The sequence below is a fragment of the Alteromonas sp. ABH4_454 genome (assembly GCF_056311775.1).
In genome coordinates this window covers 559,433-579,068 of the sequence record NZ_CM149972.1, presented here as the reverse complement: position 1 = coordinate 579,068, position 19,636 = coordinate 559,433, and the positions used below count along the sequence as shown (strand labels likewise).

The 19,636-nt window shown below is 44.9% G+C and carries 15 protein-coding genes; 13 read left to right on the top strand and 2 right to left on the bottom strand.

The features are described from left to right. Nucleotides 1-57: 57 nt before the first annotated feature. On the top strand, nt 58-483 hold the full coding sequence (locus ACYX4W_RS02500) for an arginine decarboxylase (protein WP_476074580.1): 426 nt from the start codon (nt 58-60) through the stop codon (nt 481-483). A gap of 156 nt (nt 484-639) precedes the next feature. Further along, nucleotides 640-2,550 (top strand): biosynthetic arginine decarboxylase, encoded by a 1,911-nt coding sequence (speA, locus tag ACYX4W_RS02495; protein ID WP_474856640.1) that lies wholly within the window; start codon nt 640-642, stop codon nt 2,548-2,550. Nucleotides 2,551-2,627: 77 nt separating this feature from the next. Here speA and ACYX4W_RS02490 read toward each other — a convergent pair whose 3' ends face one another. Next, nucleotides 2,628-3,776: a serine hydrolase domain-containing protein gene (locus ACYX4W_RS02490; protein ID WP_476074579.1), complete on the bottom strand. Its 1,149-nt coding sequence runs from the start codon at nt 3,774-3,776 to the stop codon at nt 2,628-2,630. Between the two features lie 222 nt (nt 3,777-3,998). On the opposite strand from ACYX4W_RS02490, the gene ACYX4W_RS02485 reads away from it, so the two are divergent. The 3 genes from ACYX4W_RS02485 to ACYX4W_RS02475 are packed head-to-tail and all read left to right on the top strand — an operon-like array spanning nt 3,999 to nt 6,900. Then, a complete protein-coding gene (locus ACYX4W_RS02485; RefSeq protein WP_476074578.1) occupies nt 3,999-5,453 on the top strand; it encodes a DNA-3-methyladenine glycosylase 2 family protein in 1,455 nt (484 codons plus the stop codon). 2 nt (nt 5,454-5,455) lie between these two features. Beyond that, complete coding sequence (locus tag ACYX4W_RS02480) at nt 5,456-5,968, top strand: methylated-DNA--[protein]-cysteine S-methyltransferase (protein WP_476074577.1); 513 nt, start codon at nt 5,456-5,458, stop codon at nt 5,966-5,968. 47 nt (nt 5,969-6,015) lie between these two features. Then, entirely contained in the window at nt 6,016-6,900 is an 885-nt protein-coding gene (locus ACYX4W_RS02475; RefSeq protein WP_476074576.1) for a DMT family transporter, read from the top strand. Between the two features lie 17 nt (nt 6,901-6,917). On the opposite strand, the gene ACYX4W_RS02470 is transcribed toward ACYX4W_RS02475, so the two are convergent. Then, complete coding sequence (locus ACYX4W_RS02470; protein WP_476074575.1) at nt 6,918-8,339, bottom strand: sensor domain-containing diguanylate cyclase; 1,422 nt, start codon at nt 8,337-8,339, stop codon at nt 6,918-6,920. A 232-nt stretch (nt 8,340-8,571) separates the two neighbouring features. On the opposite strand from ACYX4W_RS02470, the gene glmU reads away from it, so the two are divergent. The 8 genes from glmU (at nt 8,572) to ACYX4W_RS02430 (ending at nt 19,628) form a co-directional block, all read left to right on the top strand. Then, a complete protein-coding gene (gene glmU, locus ACYX4W_RS02465) occupies nt 8,572-9,930 on the top strand; it encodes a bifunctional UDP-N-acetylglucosamine diphosphorylase/glucosamine-1-phosphate N-acetyltransferase GlmU (RefSeq protein ID WP_476074574.1) in 1,359 nt (452 codons plus the stop codon). Between the two features lie 307 nt (nt 9,931-10,237). Then, entirely contained in the window at nt 10,238-11,278 is a 1,041-nt protein-coding gene (locus tag ACYX4W_RS02460; RefSeq protein WP_476074573.1) for a Gfo/Idh/MocA family oxidoreductase, read from the top strand. Between the two features lie 202 nt (nt 11,279-11,480). Next, nucleotides 11,481-12,290 (top strand): DeoR/GlpR family DNA-binding transcription regulator, encoded by an 810-nt coding sequence (locus tag ACYX4W_RS02455; protein ID WP_476075434.1) that lies wholly within the window; start codon nt 11,481-11,483, stop codon nt 12,288-12,290. Nucleotides 12,291-12,292: 2 nt separating this feature from the next. Continuing rightward, nucleotides 12,293-14,125, top strand: a complete 1,833-nt coding sequence (gene glmS / locus ACYX4W_RS02450; protein WP_476074572.1) for a glutamine--fructose-6-phosphate transaminase (isomerizing) — start codon at nt 12,293-12,295, stop codon at nt 14,123-14,125. A gap of 253 nt (nt 14,126-14,378) precedes the next feature. Further along, nucleotides 14,379-15,365, top strand: coding sequence for an LLM class flavin-dependent oxidoreductase (locus ACYX4W_RS02445; RefSeq protein WP_476074571.1), 987 nt, complete (start codon nt 14,379-14,381; stop codon nt 15,363-15,365). A 123-nt stretch (nt 15,366-15,488) separates the two neighbouring features. Next, the gene (locus ACYX4W_RS02440; RefSeq protein WP_476074570.1) at nt 15,489-16,511 is read left to right on the top strand and encodes an ABC transporter substrate-binding protein; all 1,023 of its coding nucleotides are present in this window, start codon (nt 15,489-15,491) and stop codon (nt 16,509-16,511) included. Nucleotides 16,512-16,530: 19 nt separating this feature from the next. Further along, on the top strand, nt 16,531-18,456 hold the full coding sequence (locus ACYX4W_RS02435) for an ATP-binding protein (RefSeq protein WP_476074569.1): 1,926 nt from the start codon (nt 16,531-16,533) through the stop codon (nt 18,454-18,456). Between the two features lie 101 nt (nt 18,457-18,557). After that, complete coding sequence (locus tag ACYX4W_RS02430; RefSeq protein ID WP_474803834.1) at nt 18,558-19,628, top strand: GGDEF domain-containing protein; 1,071 nt, start codon at nt 18,558-18,560, stop codon at nt 19,626-19,628. Nucleotides 19,629-19,636 lie beyond the last annotated feature (8 nt).

Sequence of the window (19,636 nt, the reverse complement as noted above, 5' to 3'; positions counted from 1 at the left end):
GTAGGAGCTATAGCAGTTGAGTTTATTATTCATATAGTCATAGAGATGTACGAATAAATGTCTACGACCCCTTTTCATATTGAGCCATTCAGAAATTGTATTTTGGTCACACTTCGTGGCAAGTGGGATATGTCTACAAACATTCAGTATCTCGCTAAACTTTCTGACTGCTTGAAAACCCGTAAAGGTAGACCCTTTCACCTATTTGTAGACATGCGCGGCTGGCAGACTCCCAATTCAGATTCCTTCAATCAAATAAAAGCGCCGATAAAGCTAGATAGGCGAAACCAGCTTAGCGAGACATGGTTAGAAGATGATGAGACTGATGCTGAACATATTGCGCAGAAGTTTTTTAAATCGCCGCAAATTAATCTGGGTTTTGAGCTTGAGCGTACTCAAAATATCTCAGAGTTTATAGCGTATTGTGAAGCAAAAGCAGACAAGATAGTTATAGACTATGTTCAAACATGGATAGACACTTAAAAGTTAGCGTTCGATAAACAAAATTAGTCGCGACAATAGATATTTTACATCGCAACAATACTCGCGTTCAGCCTTGTGTTGTCTATAATACGCTGCTTATTTTCGCACTTACTTTGCTAGGTATAAACCTAGCCCACTTACACATAGGTGAATAAATTGTCAGATTGGAGCATCGAAGAAGCGGAGCGCGTCTATGGCGTGTCTCAATGGGGTGGCGGCTATTTTCAAATTGGTGAAAATGGCAATGTCCATATTACCCCTGTTCCTGAAGATCCTAGCATTCGAATCGACTTTAATTCGGTAATAGAAGATATCCGCAAAGAGGGTGTACAGTTCCCTGTTGTTGTGCGGTTCCACGACATATTGCGCTCGCAAGTTGCCGGTTTGAATAAAGCTTTCAGAAGCTCAATCGAAGAAGCCGAATATCAAGGCCAGTACCAAGGTGTGTATCCGGTAAAAGTAAACCAAATGCGTGAAGTGGTTGAAGAGATTGTTGATGCAGGCAAGCCTTATAATTACGGTTTGGAGGCCGGTTCTAAAGCCGAGCTTCTTACCGTACTTGCCATGAATACCAACGAAGAGTCGTTGACCATTCTAAACGGTTATAAAGACGACGAAGTAATGCGTCTTGCACTGTTAGGTAGAAAGCTTGGTCGTCGAGTGGTTGTGGTAGTCGAGAAGTACACCGAGCTGCTTTTACTCGTGAAAATTTCAAAAGAGCTTAACATCGACCCTATTATCGGTGTGCGCTCTAAAATGACCGTGAAAGGTCGTGGTAAGTGGGAAAGCTCTGGTGGCGAACGTGCGAAATTCGGTTTGACCATTACCGAGATCATTAACGCAGCTCGCTACCTTGAAGAACAGGGTATGGCCCATTGCTTGAAGCTGCTTCACTTCCATATTGGCAGTCAGCTAACCGATATACGTGCAGTAAAAGAAGCGGTTACCGAAGGCGCGCGTATTTATGCCGACCTTCATAAAATGGGCTTCGAGCTGGACTATGTTGATGTAGGCGGTGGTCTTGGTATCGACTACGACGGCAGTAACTCAACGAATGAGTCTTCGCGTAACTACAGCATGCAAGAATATGTTGCTGACGTTGTCTACGGCATGAAGGAAATGTGCGATCTTGAAGGTGTACCACATCCGCATTTGGTAAGTGAAAGCGGGCGTGCAATCACTGCGCATCACAGCTGCGTTATTACAGAAATTGTGGGCGAGATTAAATCTAATGCTTCGCAACTGGATACGTCTGCGAAAGAAGGCGAGCACTTCTTTTTGAAAAACATGCGTGAACTTGCCGATACGTTTGACGAACAAACGAACATGCATGAGATTTACAACGACGCGTCTCAATATAAAGAGCAAGCGCTCGATGCATTTAAGCTGCGTGTACTTACATTAGAAGAGCTAGGCAAAATAGAAACCCTTTACTGGGATATTATGGGACGCCTACAGAAGTGGTATCGAAACGAAGAATATGTGCCAGAAGAGCTACAAGAGCTAGATTACAGCTTGTCGTCTCAATATTTGTGTAATTTCTCTGTGTTTCAGTCGGCTGCTGATACCTGGGCTATTGACCAGCTTCTGCCAGTAGTACCGCTTATTCGCATGAATGAAGAGCCAACGGTTAATTGCTCGTTAGTGGATATAACCTGTGATAGCGACGGTAAAATTGATCAATTCACGATTGGCCGTGAAATTACTGACGTACTGCCTATGCATCCACTTAAGAAGGACGAACCTTATTACATTGGTTTGTTCTTAACGGGCGCATATCAAGACGTAATGGGCGACATGCACAACTTGTTTGGTCGCTTAAACGAAGTGCATATTTACAGCTACGACGACGACCCGGAAGACTTCTACATTGAAGAAGTAGTAAAAGGCTCGTCAGTAGAAGATGTGCTAAACGTTATGCAGTATAACCCGCGTGCAATGGCGTCAGATGTTAAACGAATGATAGATAAGCATGTATGGGACGGCAAATTGAATCCGCGCGAAGGGGTTCGCTGGACCGATTTCTACGAAAACTGCTTAGCGGGTTACACTTACCTTAAGCAATAAGATGCAATAGTAAATAATCTAGAGCCTGCTACTCTTTAATAGTTTAGTTCCGCAGGTTTAAAGAGCCGATGCTGCTACTACTTAGCTGCGTCGGCTTTTTTCAAATAGCGCTTCCAAAGTTCCGCTGTTGTAGAATTAATCATATTTGATTCTGCGTTCATCAGCATTACATAGCCTACTTTTCTTTCGGGCATAAATGCTACATCGGCGCGATAGCCTTTTACCCAGCCGCCATGATAGTTAAGCTGCACCCCATTTAAGTCATAAATACGCCAACCTAAACCATAATGCGCATCGTCTATCATACCGCGCCAGCCCCTGCGATAGGTTTCACGCTTGGTTCTGACGCGTTTTGTTGTGACATAGTCCACCATCTCATCTGAAATCACCGTTGGGAATTCGCCAAGCAGCGCCTGCAAATAAATGGTCATATCTGAAATGCTGGCATTAACTCCTGCCGCGGGGGAAAAGCGGTAGTAGTTGCTTTCAACTTTGCCTTCACGCCATTTATTTCTAGCAATAGCAATGTGAGGTTGTGCCCATGATTGTGAAGCAAGCAACCCGCCTTTACCGACGCTGGCGGTCTTCATGCCTAATGGCGAGAAAAGGTTTGCCTGAAGCTGGCGTGAGTAGGAGGTATTATTGTTGCTAAAGTAGTACTCCAACGCCCCGAAAAGTGCATTTTGATAGGTGTAACATTCGCCAGGTGCACATAAAGGTTCAAGCTCACCAAGAGATTTCAACACGCGCTCTAACGAATAGTCGGCTTCAATCAGGTTGTCGTAGGCATTAGGCATGAATCCACTGGATTGCCCTACAATGTGTTGTAGCTGAAGCGCGCCCATTCCTTTTCCTGTAAAAGGAATGTCGGGCAATAAAGTAGAGATGGGGGTTTCCCAGCTAAGCTGATTTTTCTCTACAAGTTTGGCAGATAGTAGGGCGGTGAAGGTTTTTGAAACAGAGGCTAGCCTGAATACTGTATCTTCGGTAACGCTCTTCCCGCCTTTTTTACGAGTTTTTCCGTAAACGTAAACCCGCGGCGCTTTTCCCTGTTCGTAAAACACAAATGCATATCCAGGGACATTGTATTTTAACGCTTCTTTTTTAACGTGATTTGCGTAGTCATCTAACCAATCAGCAGAAACACTTTGCGTTATGACCATAAGTGTTGCAAATAGCCATAGTGGAGCCAGGCTCAGTAGTGAGAAGCGCGAAGAGTTCAGCATATAGTCAGCTCATTGTGCCTGTGACTTCAAGGTTACTTCACAGGGCGTTCATTATTATTATCTCGTTATTATGCGTTTAGCCGCATCAATGATCAAATGTCGCTAATTATACTCACCCATACTACCCCTGATTTTATAGAGTGCTGATTTTGTCGCACTTACAAATTAAAGACACGATACACTATGCTCACGTAACGAGTTAAGGGCGAGCGCTGCATACTTATGTTAGATAACGATGTTGTGCAAAATGAAGAGGCTTCAGAAAGCGAAGGGTTAGCTGAGTATGTGTTCTCCAAAGCGAGGCTTAGCAGAGATCCGCGTTTTGACGGTCGCTTTTTCGTTGCAGTAAAAACGACGGGTATCTTTTGTAGACCCATTTGCCCAGCGCGCTTGCCTAAAGAAGAGAATGTGACTTATTTCGAACATGCGATTCAGGCTATGGCGCAAGGCTATCGTCCTTGTTTTCGGTGCCGACCCGACAGCGCGCCTCGTTCTGCAGCTTGGAAAGGCGTGGGCGCAACAGTAAGTCGAGGGCTATCGCTATTATCTGCCATTCCAATAGAGAGTGTGGCAGATATTGCCTGCCGTCTAGGTATAAGTGAGCGCTACTTAAATAAGCTGGTCGTTAATGCGGTAGGCATATCGCCTAAACAGTTTCAAAATATGCAGCGCGCTTTGTTTGCAAAACAGCTTATTCAACAAACTTCTTTGTCTATGACGGATGTATCTGTAACCGCAGGTTATCAGTCGCTTAGGCAATTGCAGCGAGCTGTAGAACAATATTGCGGAACCTCGCCGACACAGCTTAGAAAAAAGCAGGGCGCTGAACAAAAGTCGATATCCCTGTTTCTTGCTTATCGCCCTCCGTATAACTGGCCTTATGTACGTGATTTTTTAGCTGCGCGCGCCATTGAGGGTATGGAGCTAGTTACAGAAAACAGCTACCAGCGCTATTTTTCAAGTCAGTCCAGTGTTGGTGTCTTCAAAGCAGAACATGATCAGGCGCGCAACGGCTTCAATGTTCACATTGATATGCCCGATTTACGCGCTCTTCATACCGTAATAGAAAACATAAAGCTGGTTCTCGACCTTCACGCCGACCCACTATTAATAGAGCAAAGCCTAATGCAGGCAGGGCTGTCACAAAAGCAGTTAACATCAGGCCTACGCCTCCCTAGCGCGTGGAGTGTATTTGAAAGCGGTTGCCGCGCTATTGTCGGGCAGCAAGTCAGTGTAAAAGCGGCTATTGGACAAGTAACGCTACTTGTACATCTGCTAGGCGAAAGGGTATCAAATGTCGTTTCTTCGCAAGACTTTGATACCGAGACGGGGGAGTGCTATAGCTTTCCTACACCAGAAACTGTCGCGGACAATAATCTAGAGTTTTTGCGTATGCCGCAGGCGCGAAAAAACGCGCTACGCAGCTTTGCACAATTGTTTGTTGGCGATAGCATGCCAGCCCATGAAGATATCCTTGCAATTAAGGGCGTGGGCCCTTGGACACTGGATTATTTAAAAATGCGTGGCGAGAGAAACCCAGATATTTATCTTGGGGGCGATTTAATTGTTCGTAAAGTGGCACAGCAGTATCCGCTGGAGCCTGATAAGGCCGCGCCATGGCGCAGCTATTTAACCCTTCAGCTTTGGCAACTTAGCAACCAGCAAAAAAAGGCTTAACCATGACATACACAGGTTTCGTAAATAGTGTACAAGGCCCAGTCAAAGTAGAAGCGACTGATGAGGGAGTAACGGCCATTGCGTTTTTAAACCCAGATGAAGCTGAGCAATACAACGCTCATGGTGATGAGGCTTACGCCCATACGCATTCATGCACTAACGCAATTACCGATGAAGGGTGTCGTCAGCTTAAGGCGTACTTCAATGGGCAGCTTCAGAAATTCGATTTACCGCTTACTCCTAAAGGCACCGTGTTTCAGAATCAAGTATGGCAGGCTTTACAGCAAGTAAAGTACGGTGAAACGGCCAGTTATTTAGATATTGCCAAGGCAATCGGTAACCCAAAAGCCGTTAGGGCCGTGGGTATGGCAAATGGTCGTAACCCTATTGCTATTGTAGTGCCTTGCCATCGTATAATCGGCAGTAATAAAACCCTAACGGGCTACGCAGGTGGTTTACCGCGTAAGCAGTATTTACTTAATTTAGAGGGAGCCCAAGGGGTACTGTGGTCATAAGAAAATGGTCGTAAAAAAACGGGTCATAAGAGAATGGTGATAAAAAAATGGCAATAAGAGACATTATTTCACTGTTGGTGTTAGCAGGAATATGGGGCGGTTCGTTTATTTTTATGCGGGTTGCGGCACCAGAGTTTGGCATTTATGTGTTGGTAGCAATTCGTACCTTACTGGCAACTGCAGTGTTATTACCTTTACTGTTATTGCGCGGCTCGATTAAAGATATTAAGCATCACTGGCTTGCCATAGCACTCGTTGGGTTGGCTAATACGGCCGTCCCTTTTGTGCTTTTTAATTACAGCAGTCTGCACTTAGAGGCAGGTGTTAACGCTATTCTAAACGCTACCGCACCCATGTTTGGGGCTATTGTTGCTTGGCTGTGGTTGGGCGATAGACTAACAAAGTCAGCGGTTGTTGGTCTTTTTGTTGGCTTTGTCGGCGTTACCGTTATTAGTCAACAAAAGCTTGGCGAGGGAGATATTAGCTTTCTTCCTATTTTAACTGCACTTTTAGCAACAACAGGCTATGGGATTGCAGCGTGTATGATGAAAAAATGGCTACAAGGGGTTAAGCCTTTAGTTGTGGCCACAGGCAGTCAAGCTATGGCCAGCATTATGTTAGCACCCTTTGCGCTTGCAACTCTGCCAGACACCATGCCAAGCGTGAATGCATGGGTAAACGCTGTGGCGCTAGCCGTCGGTGGTACCGGTATCGCGTATATCTTGTATTTCAAACTTATCGCCGATATTGGCCCGGCAAAGGCAATAACCGTCGCTTACTTAGTGCCGCTATTTGGCATTATTTGGGGCGTACTTTTCTTGCAGGAGCATTTGTCAGCTCAAACCATAGTGGGGGGCTTAATGATTTTGTTTGGTGTTGCGCTAACCACAGGCGTTCTCAAACGAAAACGCCTTAAGGTTAAGCCTGCTTAAACTGAAGCCAGCGTTATTTAGTCTATCAGCTGCATTCTTACTAAATTGCTGCCGTCGCGTTTAGCTTGATAAAGCGCGTCTTCAGCATGTGCGGTTACCTCGTGCATAGCGCGAGGTGACGCAGTATATGAAATACCAATAGAAGCGGTAACTACTACTTCAGGTAAATCTTGCAGAGGGGGTAGCGTAGCGATGCCGTGACGCAGGTTTTGCGCCATATCAAACGCTACGTGAGGGCCAGTATGAGGCAGTAGAATAATAAACTCAGCGCTACTCCATCTACCCACTACGTCTTGCTCGCGGATGTTCTCAGCTAGGTAAGACACCACTTTATCGAGAATATCGTCGCCTGCGTTTCCTCCATGGGCGTCAACTATTTCCGAAAGTTCATCAACGCTTACCAGCATAACGCTTAGTGACTTGTGCTCGGTCAATAAGGTTTTATAAATAAGCTGTAAATTGTCTTTCTCAGGGAGACGGTTGCTATGGCGTACCACTAAGTCTGGCTGCATATCTTTTCTGAAATAATACAGAAGATTGTAGATCAGCAAGAACAGAGAGAATACAACAACAAGCAGTGTTACCACGCTAAAGATAAACGCCTGAGAAATTTCTGCCTGACGGTCTTCAAGCGGACTTAAAAGAAACACAGTCCAACCAAATTGATTCAGCTTAACTTCGGCAATAAGGAAGTCTTTTTGATCAATAGTGACTAACTTATTATTTAGGGCTTGCTCGCTTTGAATAGTCATGGGGAGACTGGCATACCAAGGGAGCTCAGATAAGTTAGTAAAATCAGAATAAGAGGCAATAAGGCTTGGGTCTGAAGACAGCATAATGTCACCCTCGCCATCTACAAATAAGAAGTCATAGCCATATTCTTGTTTGTAGGTATCAAATACTTCAATAAAGCTGCGTAAGCTTTTTCCTACACCAAAAAAGCCTAAAAAGCGGCCATCTTCATCGTGAATTTTTATATCGATATAAAAGTGCGTGTCTTCCCATTTGCCGATATCGGCAACGGCATCGGCGGGATAATCACGGTATTTGAAGTACCAGCTCACTTCACCTTCAATAAGGTTAATAATGCTGCCATCAGAATTGTATTGTTTTCTGTCTGCTTCACTGGCAATGAAAAAAGATAAACCAAATTCATTTTCAAGACGATCCAATGTTTTGAAAACGGCTTCTTGGTCTATGGTTTCACCATCCATTAAGTCTACCAGTTCGGTAGAGTGACCGAGTGCTTCAGAAATATGTAGTGGCTTAAGAAGTTGCTCAACGATAAGCGAAATAGCAGGCGACAATGACTGTTGCTGCGCTCGACTTTGTTCGGCAACGATTTTTGAAATACTGAAATGAACCAGTGTTACTATGGCGATAACCACTACCGCAAATAACACTAGAATACTTCTATGTAGTGTACGAAATGTGTTCACAGACTGCGCATGCTCCCTTGCCTGGCTGAACCTTACCTAGATTGCGAGTATACCTGTTGCAATAATGAACTACTAGGCGATTTGTCTTAACTTAGACTAAATAACGAAGAACGAAAGCGCAACGCAAAGTCGTCCGGTCAGACCTCGAAATGAAGATATCGCTGACATATTATTGTCCCTTGGTTACACTATGCTCCGATTTTTCATTCTCTTTGCGAAATAAAGGAATTATATGGCTTTCTCAGTGGTTGTTTTAGCAGCGGGTAAGGGTACCCGTATGAAATCTTCATTGCCAAAGGTGTTACACAAAGTGGGTGGCGTGCCTATGGTGCAACGTATTATCAACACCGTTAAATCACTGGGTGCTGACAATATTCATTTGGTTTACGGTCATGGCGGTGATCAGCTAAAGGAAACAATTGTTGAAGATAACCTAAACTGGTGCTTACAGGCCGAGCAATTAGGAACAGGCCACGCCGTTCAGCAAGCGGCACCTCATATTAAAGACAATGAAGACGTGCTTGTACTTGTTGGCGACGCACCACTTATTCGTGAAGAAACATTGAGCGCTTTAAAAGCAGCAAAGGAAGGCTGTGATTTAGCTATGTTAACTGTGAATTTAGACGACCCTACAGGCATGGGCCGTATTATTCGTGAGAATGACAACATTACCGCGATAGTTGAGCACAAAGATGCCACTGAAGCTCAGCGTGAAATTAAAGAAATTAATACCGGCATGATGATGATGTCTGGTGCTGATCTTAAGCGCTGGTTAGGCGAGTTAAGCAACGACAATGCTCAGGGCGAATATTACCTTACTGATGTTATTGCAATGGCTGCGGCCGAAGGCAAGCGCATTCAGTCAGCTCAGCCGCAGTCTGCTGTAGAAGTAGAAGGCGTTAACAACCGTTTGCAGTTAGCTAACTTAGAACGCGCGCTTCAACACCGACAAGCCGACGAGCTAATGACCAACGGTGTAACCTTGTTGGACCCTGCGCGTTTTGACTTACGCGGTCAGCTAGAAACCGGTAACGACGTCATTATCGACGTAAACGCTATTATTGAAGGCAAGGTTACGCTGGGCAATAACGTTACTATTGGTGCTAATTGTATCCTGCGAAACTGCACCATTGCCGATAACGCGGTAATTGAAGCAAATTCTATTGTTGAAGAAGCCAGTGTTGGCGAAGCTTGCACAGTTGGGCCTTACGCAAGGTTGCGCCCTGGCGCAGTAATGCAGAAAAATGCCAAAGTGGGTAACTTCGTAGAGATGAAGAAGGCTATTTTAGGTGAAGGTGCCAAAGCGAATCACTTAACCTACTTAGGCGATGCAGAAGTTGGTGCTAAAGCGAACATTGGCGCAGGCACAATTACCTGTAACTACGACGGTGTAAACAAGTCCAAGACCGTCATCGGCGAAAATGCTTTTATCGGCTCAAACTCGTCGCTTGTCGCGCCAGTAAACATTGGCAAAGGCGCTACCGTAGGTGCTGGTTCAGTGATCACGTCAACAGTAGACGAAAACGCACTAGCCGTTGCCCGTGGCAAACAGCGCAACATTCAAAATTGGCCGCGACCTACTAAAAAGTAAAAGATGTTCCTTGCTACAGGCTGCGTGAGCAGCAATTAAACTATTAGGGCTGGCAACCATTAACCGTAAGTTGCTGGCCCAATTTCTTCTTTAGCCCCATCACTCTATTGCTCAATCAGAAAGGTGATAAGAACTGATGGCTAATAAAAGCGCCTAAAACAACGCTTTCCTAGTTAGTGTAAATGTAAATAGTCCACCTATTTTAAACACTCTTTCAAATATTGAACTATCTATGGTTTTATCTCTCTATTATTACTGATAGTGTGTGTTTACTTACCTGTTGTTTACTATTGAACAAGGATATTCGATGATATCTACTCTTATTGTTGGCTTTGGGTTTTCAGCCACAACCTTTCATTTACCCTTTCTAAATTACCTTCCGCAATTCTCGGTAGATGTGGTTATTTCTTCAAAACCTGATGCGGTTAAAGCGCTCTTACCTGAAGCTGAAGTGTACAGCTCGTTAGACGAAGCGTTAAAAATTCACGATGTAGACTTGGTGGTTATTACAACGCCTAATCATCTTCATGGTTCACAAGCTAAATTGGCACTAGAACACAGTTGCCATGTGTTGGTAGAAAAGCCATTCACATTAGATAGCGAAGAAGCAGAGGCGCTAGTAGCGCTTGCTGAGGCACAGAACAAACAGCTTTGTGTATACCAAAACAGGCGCTTTGATGGCGACTTCCTTACAATTAAAAAGCTTATCGACGACGGTGCGCTTGGTGAGATTAAACGCTTGGAAAGCCGTTTTGATCGTTTTCGCCCTGTACCACGAGACAGATGGCGTGAAAACGAAGGCCCAGGCAGCGGTATCTTCTGGGACTTAGGCCCTCATTTAATTGACCAAGCACTACAGCTTTTTGGCGAGCCGCAAGAAGTGTCGGCAAACATACAGGCCTTGCGTGAGAATGGGCAGTCGGATGACACCTTCGATGTAACCCTTCACTATAGTGATAGGGTAGTAAAGCTAGGTAGCTCAGCCTTTCAGGCGGGGGCAACCTTGCGCTTCGATCTACAAGGCACAAAAGGTAGCTTTCGAAAGTTCTATCTGGACCCACAAGAAAACCAGTTACGAGCGGGCTTGTCTTTTGAGGATGCAAGCTGGGCAACAACCAATGATAAAGAACATGGCGTGCTAACGGTGGCAAGCGAGAGTGGCGAGTTGCTGGAGGAAACCATTGAAACACGCAAGGGTGAATACCTAACATTTTTCAATCGTCTTGCTCACGCCATTGAAGACGGTAAGTTTTCGCCAGCTGATGCAAGCACAGTAGTACCTGTTATCAAGGTCATTGAATTAGCTATACAAGCGAGTGAGAAAAAGCAAACGCTGTCGTTTAATTAAACAAACTATCTTGATCAAAGTTTCAATTTAACTTACGATGCTTTCAATTTGTAATCTATAGCTTTCGTTATGAAAGTTATAGGTTGCGAGAAGCGTATTATTTACGAAATACTTATGGAGCTAACGCGCTGGTATGTTTATACAGCGAACTCCCAACGCGTACTCAAGCGCTAAAGCGATTCGTAAAGCCATCGAGGTTATATTGAAAAGTAGTCAATCAGTTGAGTTGCGCCGCCAGAAGATAGTGGCGTGGGTGAAAGAACACGGTCAGTCACAAGTTGAAGATTTGGCCGTGCGTTTTGCTACCTCTGAAGTCACGATAAGAAAAGATCTTGCCGCCCTTTCGCAGCAAGGTTTGCTCATTCGACAATTTGGTGGCGCAGTGCCTGTGCCATCAATAGCCTTCGATACTCACTCTTCTCAAGCCATCACTGATGAAGCTTACCCAAGCCAGACGACTAGCCCAATAATTAAAGCCATAGGCCAGTGTGCAGCAGGTTTAGTTAAACCGGGCAATAAGATAGTCATAGATTGCGGCTCGACCACCGCGTCAATCTTGCCTTACCTATCGGATATTAATGACTTAGTGGTAATGACCAATACATTATCCACTGCCAATTACATTACCCAAAGTGCTAAAGAGCCTACGGTGTTAATGGTGGGTGGGACATGGGATGCCCAGTCTCAATCGTTCCAAGGTGCAATGGCTGAACAGTTAGTTAGCGCCTATAGTTTTGACATTGCACTTATCGGCGCAGCGGGCATTGATGTAGACAGAGGCACTACCACCTTTAACGAACTTATTGGTGTGACCCGGGCCATGGCCGAAGCTTCGACAAAAGTGGCGGTATTAGCCAGTTCAAAAAAATTAACGCATAAAATGCCTAACCTAGAGCTGAGCTGGAAACACATTTCTGTTTTGATCACTGATGAAGGCATTAGTGAACAAGACAAACTTAATATTGAAAATCAGGGCGTGACCGTGCTTATTGCAGCGCCGAGTGGAGAATAATTATGTGTGGAATTGTTGGCGCTGTTGCTGAACGTAACGTGGTAGAAATTCTTCTAGAAGGGTTAAAAAGACTAGAATATCGCGGCTATGATTCAGCTGGTGTAGCGCTATTGCAAAACGACGGTACGCTCACCCGTATTCGTCGTACAGGGAAAGTACAAGAGCTGGCTGATGCGGTAGCAGAAGGTGAAGCGTTAGGTACTACAGGAATTGCACACACCCGTTGGGCAACCCACGGTGGTGTAACAGAAGCGAATGCTCACCCTCACTTCTCAACCGAGCGCGTCGCTGTTGTTCACAACGGTATTATTGAAAACTACGTACATCTAAAAGCTCAACTAAAAGAAAAAGGCTACACCTTCACCAGCGACACTGACACTGAAACTATTGCTCATACTGTGCACGAAGAACTAAAGTCGGGTAAAGCCCTGCTCGAAGCAGTACAAAGTGCGGTTAGAACTTTTCACGGCGCTTATGGCACCGTTATCATGGATAAAGAAGACCCAAGTCGCGTAGTGGTTGCACGCTCGGGCAGCCCGCTAGTTATAGGTTTAGGGCTTGGCGAAAACTTTATTGCATCAGATCAAATGGCGCTATTGCCAGTAACACGCCGTTTTATCTTTTTAGAAGAAGGCGATGTGGCAGAAATTACTCGTCGAGACGTTAAAATCTTTGATAAAGACGGTAACGTTGTCGAACGTGAAGTGATTGAGTCAAACGTAGAGCACGATGCGGGTGACAAAGCGGGTTACCGTCACTACATGCTTAAAGAAATTCATGAACAGCCAACGGTTGTGCGCAATGCGCTTAAGGATCGTATTGATGAAAACGGTCTTACCGCGGATGTATTCGGCCAAGGTGCTGATGAAATATTTAAAAAGGTTAAACACGTTCAAATCATTGCCTGTGGGACTAGTTACCACGCGGGAATGACGGCGCGCTACTGGCTAGAGCAGTACGCCAATGTGTCGTGCAACGTAGAAATTGCATCAGAGTTTCGTTACCGCAAATCGGTAGTGCACCCAAACAGCCTGCTTATTACGATTTCTCAATCAGGTGAGACAGCCGATACGCTAGCCGCACTTCGCTTAGCCAAAGAACTGGGCTATATGTCTAGTTTGACCATTTGTAACGTTCAGGGCTCGTCGTTAGTACGCGAATCTGACTTAGCATTTATGACCCGCGCTGGCGCGGAAATTGGCGTAGCGTCTACTAAAGCCTTCACTACCCAGCTTGCTGCTTTCCTAATGCTAACCCTTGCATTAGGTAAAGAGAATGGTATGACCGAGGCCGACAGCAAGGCTATAGTGTCTGCGCTTCATAGCTTGCCTGCCAAGCTTGAAGAGACCTTAGCTATCACTGGCGGCATAGAAGATTTAGCTGAAGAGTTTGCAGATAAAAACCACAGTTTGTTCCTAGGTCGTGGCGATCAATATCCCATCGCTATGGAAGGCGCCCTAAAACTTAAAGAGATTTCTTACATTCACGCCGAAGCCTATGCGTCAGGTGAATTGAAACACGGCCCGCTTGCGCTAATTGATGATGAAATGCCGGTAATTGTGGTTGCACCAAATAACGAACTGCTTGAAAAACTGAAGTCGAACGTTGAAGAAGTGCGCGCACGTGGCGGTATCATGTACGTATTTGCTGATAAAGATGCCGCGTTTGCAGGGGATGAAACCATGCGCGTTATTGACGTGCCGCACTGCGACGAGCCAATCGCCCCTATCATCTACACCTTGCCGCTACAGCTACTGAGCTACTACGTAGCGTTAATTAAAGGTACAGACGTTGACCAGCCACGTAACTTGGCGAAGTCGGTGACTGTGGAGTAGGGAAGCGTTGTTAAAGCAACTTTAATGTGCTTAAAAACAAAGCCTGCGATCAACAAACTCGCAGGCTTTTTTATTTCTCAGAGGTTATCGCTGAATGAAAGTAGCAACGCATTAAGCCTATTCACTTATTTAATGACGCCACTTCATCGATAAACCCTCCCCAACCGTCTTAAACCATCAATACAACCGTTGTAAAACGGACGGCACGTTCATACTTATAAATCATTACCGAGTTTCAACAATGCGAGGCACCATGGCTATTCCTTATTCACTGCTAGATTTAGCGCCTATATCTGAAGGGTATAGCGTGAAAGACGCGCTAAACAACTCCAAGCTAATGGCTATGGAAGCCGAGCGCAGTGGCTATGAGCGTGTGTGGTTAGCGGAGCACCATGGCACGCATGGTGTAGCCAGCTCTGCCACCTCTGTAGTGTTAACGCACATTGCTAATGCTACCTCTACCATCAAAATTGGAGCTGGTGGCATTATGCTGCCTAATCATGCGCCTTTGGTTATTGCTGAGCAATTTGGCACGCTAGCTGAGTTATTTCCCAATCGTATAGAGCTTGGGCTGGGCAGAGCGCCAGGTACTGATATGGCAACGGCAAGAGCGCTTCGTCGTAATTTGCAAAGCGATGTAGATAGTTATCCAGAAGATATTCAGGAACTTCAGCATTACCTTGGCACCCCAAAAGAGGGGCAGCCAATTGTTGCAGTGCCTGGAGCGAATACACATGTGCCTTTGTGGTTACTTGGTTCTAGCTTGTACAGTGCCCAGGTGGCGGCAAAGATGGGGTTGCCATATTCATTTGCTTCCCACTTCGCACCCGATGCGCTATTTGATGCGCTTCATGTGTATCGCAACATGTTTAAACCTTCGCCCCAATTATCAGCACCAAGGGCCATGGCAGGTGTAATGGTGGTTATTGCAGAAACCGATGAGGAGGCAGAATTATTATTCACGTCGGTGAAGCAGCAGTTTATGAACATGAGACGTGGCCTTAACAAGCCATTTGCCAAACCTATGCACAACTTTGATGAATATTGCACGGCAACGGATGAGGCCATGCTATCAAGTGTGTTGAGATATGCCTTGGTTGGCTCGAAAGACACCGTACAAAGCAAGCTGGCTGAATTTATCGAGGCAACGGATATTGACGAGATAATTGTGTCTATGCCCATTTACGATATAGAAGCGCGTTTATTTAGCGTTAAAGCGTTCGCAGACATCGTATCCTAGCAATTAAAAAGTTATGACCAGTTTTATAAATCTGGTCATAACTTCTTCTATGCAGTGCGCAAGAATAACTTTATGATATACAATGATATGTGTATTTTCATTTAGTGTTGCAGGTTTACAGTCATGCCAAAGGTCTGGTTTTCCTTTTTCTTTGCTTTTGCGTCTCTCGCAGCGGGCCTAAGTTCTGCACATGCGAAAGAAGCGCTGGACCTTGTCATTATTGAAACGCTCCCAGTTCCTATTGTTACTGAATCACGGGTCGAATTTGAAAAAGAGCTTGTTCGAATTATGCCCGAGCACGATATCAACGTAACCACATACAATGCTGAAGGATCTGAGACTCGCGCTAAAGAAATACTGAGCGAACTGGCGCAAGAGCCAGAGCCTGATCTCATTGTGTCCATAGCGACGTTGGCCACTCGCGCGCTGAATGCTGCTGATGAATTTATTGAAACGCCAAAGCTTTTTATGGTGGTTTCCGCTCCCGTGGAAGAAGGGATAGTCCCTACAATCGGTGCTGTGAGTAAACGCAATATAACGGGTGAGTCACACGTACTCGATGCGAAGGTAAAGCTCGATATGTTAGACGGCGTGCTTAGAGCATCGAACCCCGAGACTCCATTTACTATAGGTTTAGTGCATTCTACCTACCCCTCATCGAGCAACCTGGTAAACCAATTGCTAGCGTTAGACAGTGAGTATGAAAATATAAACTTAGTCGCAGTTAGTACGCCTTATCTAGAAGGTGATGAAGGACGCGTTGAAATGACGGATAGTATGGTTGATAGATTAGACCAAAAGAGTGCAGAACTGGACGGCTATTGGTTGTCATCAGGCCCCTTAGCAGAAGCCGAAGGGTTAGTGGATAAAGTTAAAGAGAAGACGGGATTACTCCCCTTATTCGCAGAAAGTATTTCATCAGTTAAAGAAGGCGCGCTTATTGGTGTGGTATCTGAACCGGCTAGTATTGGAAAATCAGCAGCAAGAAAAGCAAAGCTGATACTTCAGAGTAAATCGGCGAGAGACATTCCCGTTGGCAAAATGGACACGTACACTGTAGCAGTAAACGTAACCACGGCAATTAAATTGCAATTGCCCATTCCATCAAGTTACTTAAAACTCTCGAAAGAGCATGTGTATCAATAAGGCCTAATTAGAAGTTAGTATGCGGATCAAATCAAAACTGCTAGTTATCTACATTCCAATTTTGTTAATTGGTATGGCACTTACCGGGTATTGGGCTTATTTAACGGCGTACGACTCGGTTCGCGAAAGGGAATATCAGCTTCTTACTCAAACCCTTACATTAAACGTGTTAGAGATCATTGATGAGAGACGAGAACTGCTCATTGAATCAGGCCTAGAAAATGTTCCCGTTTTTCGCGAGGCTTATCAAAAGGAAGTTTTTGAAGAGCTAAAGTCGCTACAGCAAACAACAGATCGGCATTTTGCCATTAGCGATAAAAGTACAGGTACGGTTATATTTAGTACTACTAAAAGTGAGGTTGTACTGAATGCAGAAAACGCTAGTAGAGCGACGATAGCTGACCGGCGCGTGGCTTATGGTGAGTCGAGTGTAAACGACATAGATGTGTTGTTTGCTTGTTCTGAATTCACACCTTGGAATTGGAAAGTTACGGTTCTACAACCCGCAGAACCCTTACAATCCTCGCTATTCACGATAGCGTGGCTAACCTTTTTAGTAACGCTGTTTGCTGTAGTTATCGTTAGCCTACTTATGGGTAAGGTAACCCAGGTGTTCGTAGTCTCTCCCATTGAGAAAATCAAATCAGCGGCAAGTCGCATCGCTGTTGACCATAAGAGGGTCAACATAGACTTAGAGCAAAATGATGAACTAGGAAGTTTGGCGCGCGATGTTGAAGCCATGTCTGGTGAAATCGAGCAATACGTAGCGCAAGCCCAGCAGGCAAATCGCGCTAAAACAGATTTTCTTGCAGTAATGAGTCATGAAATTCGTACGCCGCTAAACGGGATTCAAGGCTTAGCCACACTGCTTTTAGATACTCAACTTTCAGACAAACAGCATCAGTATGCCAGCGATTTGAAGTCCTCAGCATCTATTCTTGCTACCGTTATCAATGACGTATTAGATCTCTCTAAAATTGAGTCAGGTATGTCGGAAATTGACGTGACAGAGTTTGATCTCGATTCAATGCTGAACGACCTTATTACGCTATTAGGCACAAACGCTAGTGCTAACAGTACCCGGTTGGTTTATAAGAGCAAGAACTTAGAGTCTGTGGCGGTAACTAGCGATATTACCAAACTTCGCCAAATTATTATTAATTTGGTAAGCAACGCTATTAAGTTTACCCACAAAGGCACGGTGAGTATTTCGGCTAAACTTAAACAGCCTTCAACAGCAACCATGGGTGACAACCGTTTAGTTATAGCGGTTAAAGATACTGGCATTGGGATTGAGCCAGACAGGCTAGAGCATATATTTGATAAGTTTACGCAGTCCGATTCTTCTATAACGCGGAAATATGGTGGTACTGGGCTTGGCCTTGCTATTGCTAAACAACTTGCTCAGATACTTGGCGGCGATATAAAAGTTGTCAGTAAAGTGGGCGAAGGCTCATGCTTTACCGTTACTGCGAATGTTCAATCTCGACTTGTGTCGGATTCATCCATTGAATCTTCTTCTGCACATAAAGCGCATGGCGCAAGCCTACCATCAGGGCTAAAGGTGCTACTGGCTGAAGATAATGCAATTAACGCTGTGGTTGCACAGGCATTATTAGAACAGCTGAAATGTGATGTTGAACACGTTGATAACGGGCTGAAAGCCGCTGCGCGTGTTGAAGAGGGTGGTATTGATGTGGTCTTCATGGACGTTCACATGCCTGTCATGGATGGCATTGAAGCGACGAAACGCATCAGAAAACTGAACGGTGAGCTCAGCAAAACCCCTGTTATTGGCCTTACAGCAGAAGCATTTAAAGAGCGCCATATCTCATTTAAGCAGGCGGGAATGGACGACATAGTCACAAAGCCTGTCACCGTTGAAGCCTTGCAAGAAAGTTTGTTAAAACTGGCACTTAGCCAAGAAGTCACTGATAATAGTTAAAGCAATTCTGCGTCAATGAGTTGCATCTGTATAGCCAGCGGCGGCTGCCACCATTGGCTGTATTGAAATACTTTTACGGACTTTATTTATCAAGGTGATGCGTGCAAATCAACAGACCCAGTGAACAACGCAGGCTAAGAATAGCGCTGATTATCGGCGCTGTTCTGGTACTTGTGTTTATGGCTGCTGATTTAGTGCTATTGCCTAGCAGTATGTACGAACTGTACACCTTCGACCGTCTACTTCTTCAATTCCCTATTATACTTATCGTTGTTGTACTGTCTTTTTGGCGCGAATTTATGCGGTACCGAGCGTACATATTTGCTGGCCTGCTTATTGCGCTTTCCTACAGCAACTATTGGTTAATATGGGTTTGCTGGGAAGAGCACAACTTTATTTTTCCTTACGAAGGCACCATCCTCTATGCATTCTTTTGTGTATTTGCGTTGGGTATTCCATTTAAGCTAGCAACCGCAGCCAATGTTATAAACATTTTGGGGTTTTTAGGGTTGATGTGGTTAGCGCCAATTTACGGTGACAGGGTTCCTATTTCAGCAGCTTTTGTATCAGGGTCATTATTTATATGCGTGTACGCTCGTTATCGGCTCGATCGCAGTGTACGTATGCTCAAAGAAACTAACGACCGCTTATTAAAGCTTAGCAAGTTCGACCCGTTATCTGATCTACTCAATCGACGGGCTCTGCGAGATCAAAGTGAAAAGCTGTTGGCCTTAAGTAAGCGCCATGACGTGTCGATGGCGGTATTAATGCTCGATTTAGATGACTTCAAAAAATACAACGACAGTTTTGGCCATCAGCAGGGTGATGAAGCAATAAAAGAACAAGCGCGTATTATGAAGCAAGTTTTTAAACGGGAAACTGATATCTTGGGCCGCTACGGTGGCGAAGAATTCATTGTTGTTTTAAGCGATATCAGTAAACAGCAGGTTGAAAAGCACGCACAAGCACTATTGGATAAATGGAAGCAGGCTGAATTAAAACATGCCGAGGGAGCAAAGCACCCGTTTATGAGTTGTTCAATTGGTGTTGCTTACGCCAGTTCAGTTGGCGACACTTCCATTGATTGGCTTATCGATGAAGCCGACAAAGTACTTTATGAAGCTAAAGAAAAAGGTAAAGCACAGTATGTGATATCAGAAGCACAGTGCTAGCGTTAACA

Bases quoted from the DNA above. Each gene is read 5' to 3' on its own strand.
- ACYX4W_RS02485 (WP_476074578.1), top strand. From the start codon at position 3,999: ATGTTAGATAACGATGTTGTGCAAAATGAAGAGGCTTCAGAAAGCGAA.
- ACYX4W_RS02440 (WP_476074570.1), top strand. From the start codon at position 15,489: ATGCCAAAGGTCTGGTTTTCCTTTTTCTTTGCTTTTGCGTCTCTCGCA.
- ACYX4W_RS02475 (WP_476074576.1), top strand. From the start codon at position 6,016: ATGGCAATAAGAGACATTATTTCACTGTTGGTGTTAGCAGGAATATGG.
- ACYX4W_RS02445 (WP_476074571.1), top strand. From the start codon at position 14,379: ATGGCTATTCCTTATTCACTGCTAGATTTAGCGCCTATATCTGAAGGG.
- ACYX4W_RS02435 (WP_476074569.1), top strand. From the start codon at position 16,531: ATGCGGATCAAATCAAAACTGCTAGTTATCTACATTCCAATTTTGTTA.
- ACYX4W_RS02490 (WP_476074579.1), bottom strand. From the start codon at position 3,776: ATGCTGAACTCTTCGCGCTTCTCACTACTGAGCCTGGCTCCACTATGG.
- glmS (WP_476074572.1), top strand. From the start codon at position 12,293: ATGTGTGGAATTGTTGGCGCTGTTGCTGAACGTAACGTGGTAGAAATT.
- glmU (WP_476074574.1), top strand. From the start codon at position 8,572: ATGGCTTTCTCAGTGGTTGTTTTAGCAGCGGGTAAGGGTACCCGTATG.
- ACYX4W_RS02460 (WP_476074573.1), top strand. From the start codon at position 10,238: ATGATATCTACTCTTATTGTTGGCTTTGGGTTTTCAGCCACAACCTTT.
- ACYX4W_RS02500 (WP_476074580.1), top strand. From the start codon at position 58: ATGTCTACGACCCCTTTTCATATTGAGCCATTCAGAAATTGTATTTTG.
- ACYX4W_RS02480 (WP_476074577.1), top strand. From the start codon at position 5,456: ATGACATACACAGGTTTCGTAAATAGTGTACAAGGCCCAGTCAAAGTA.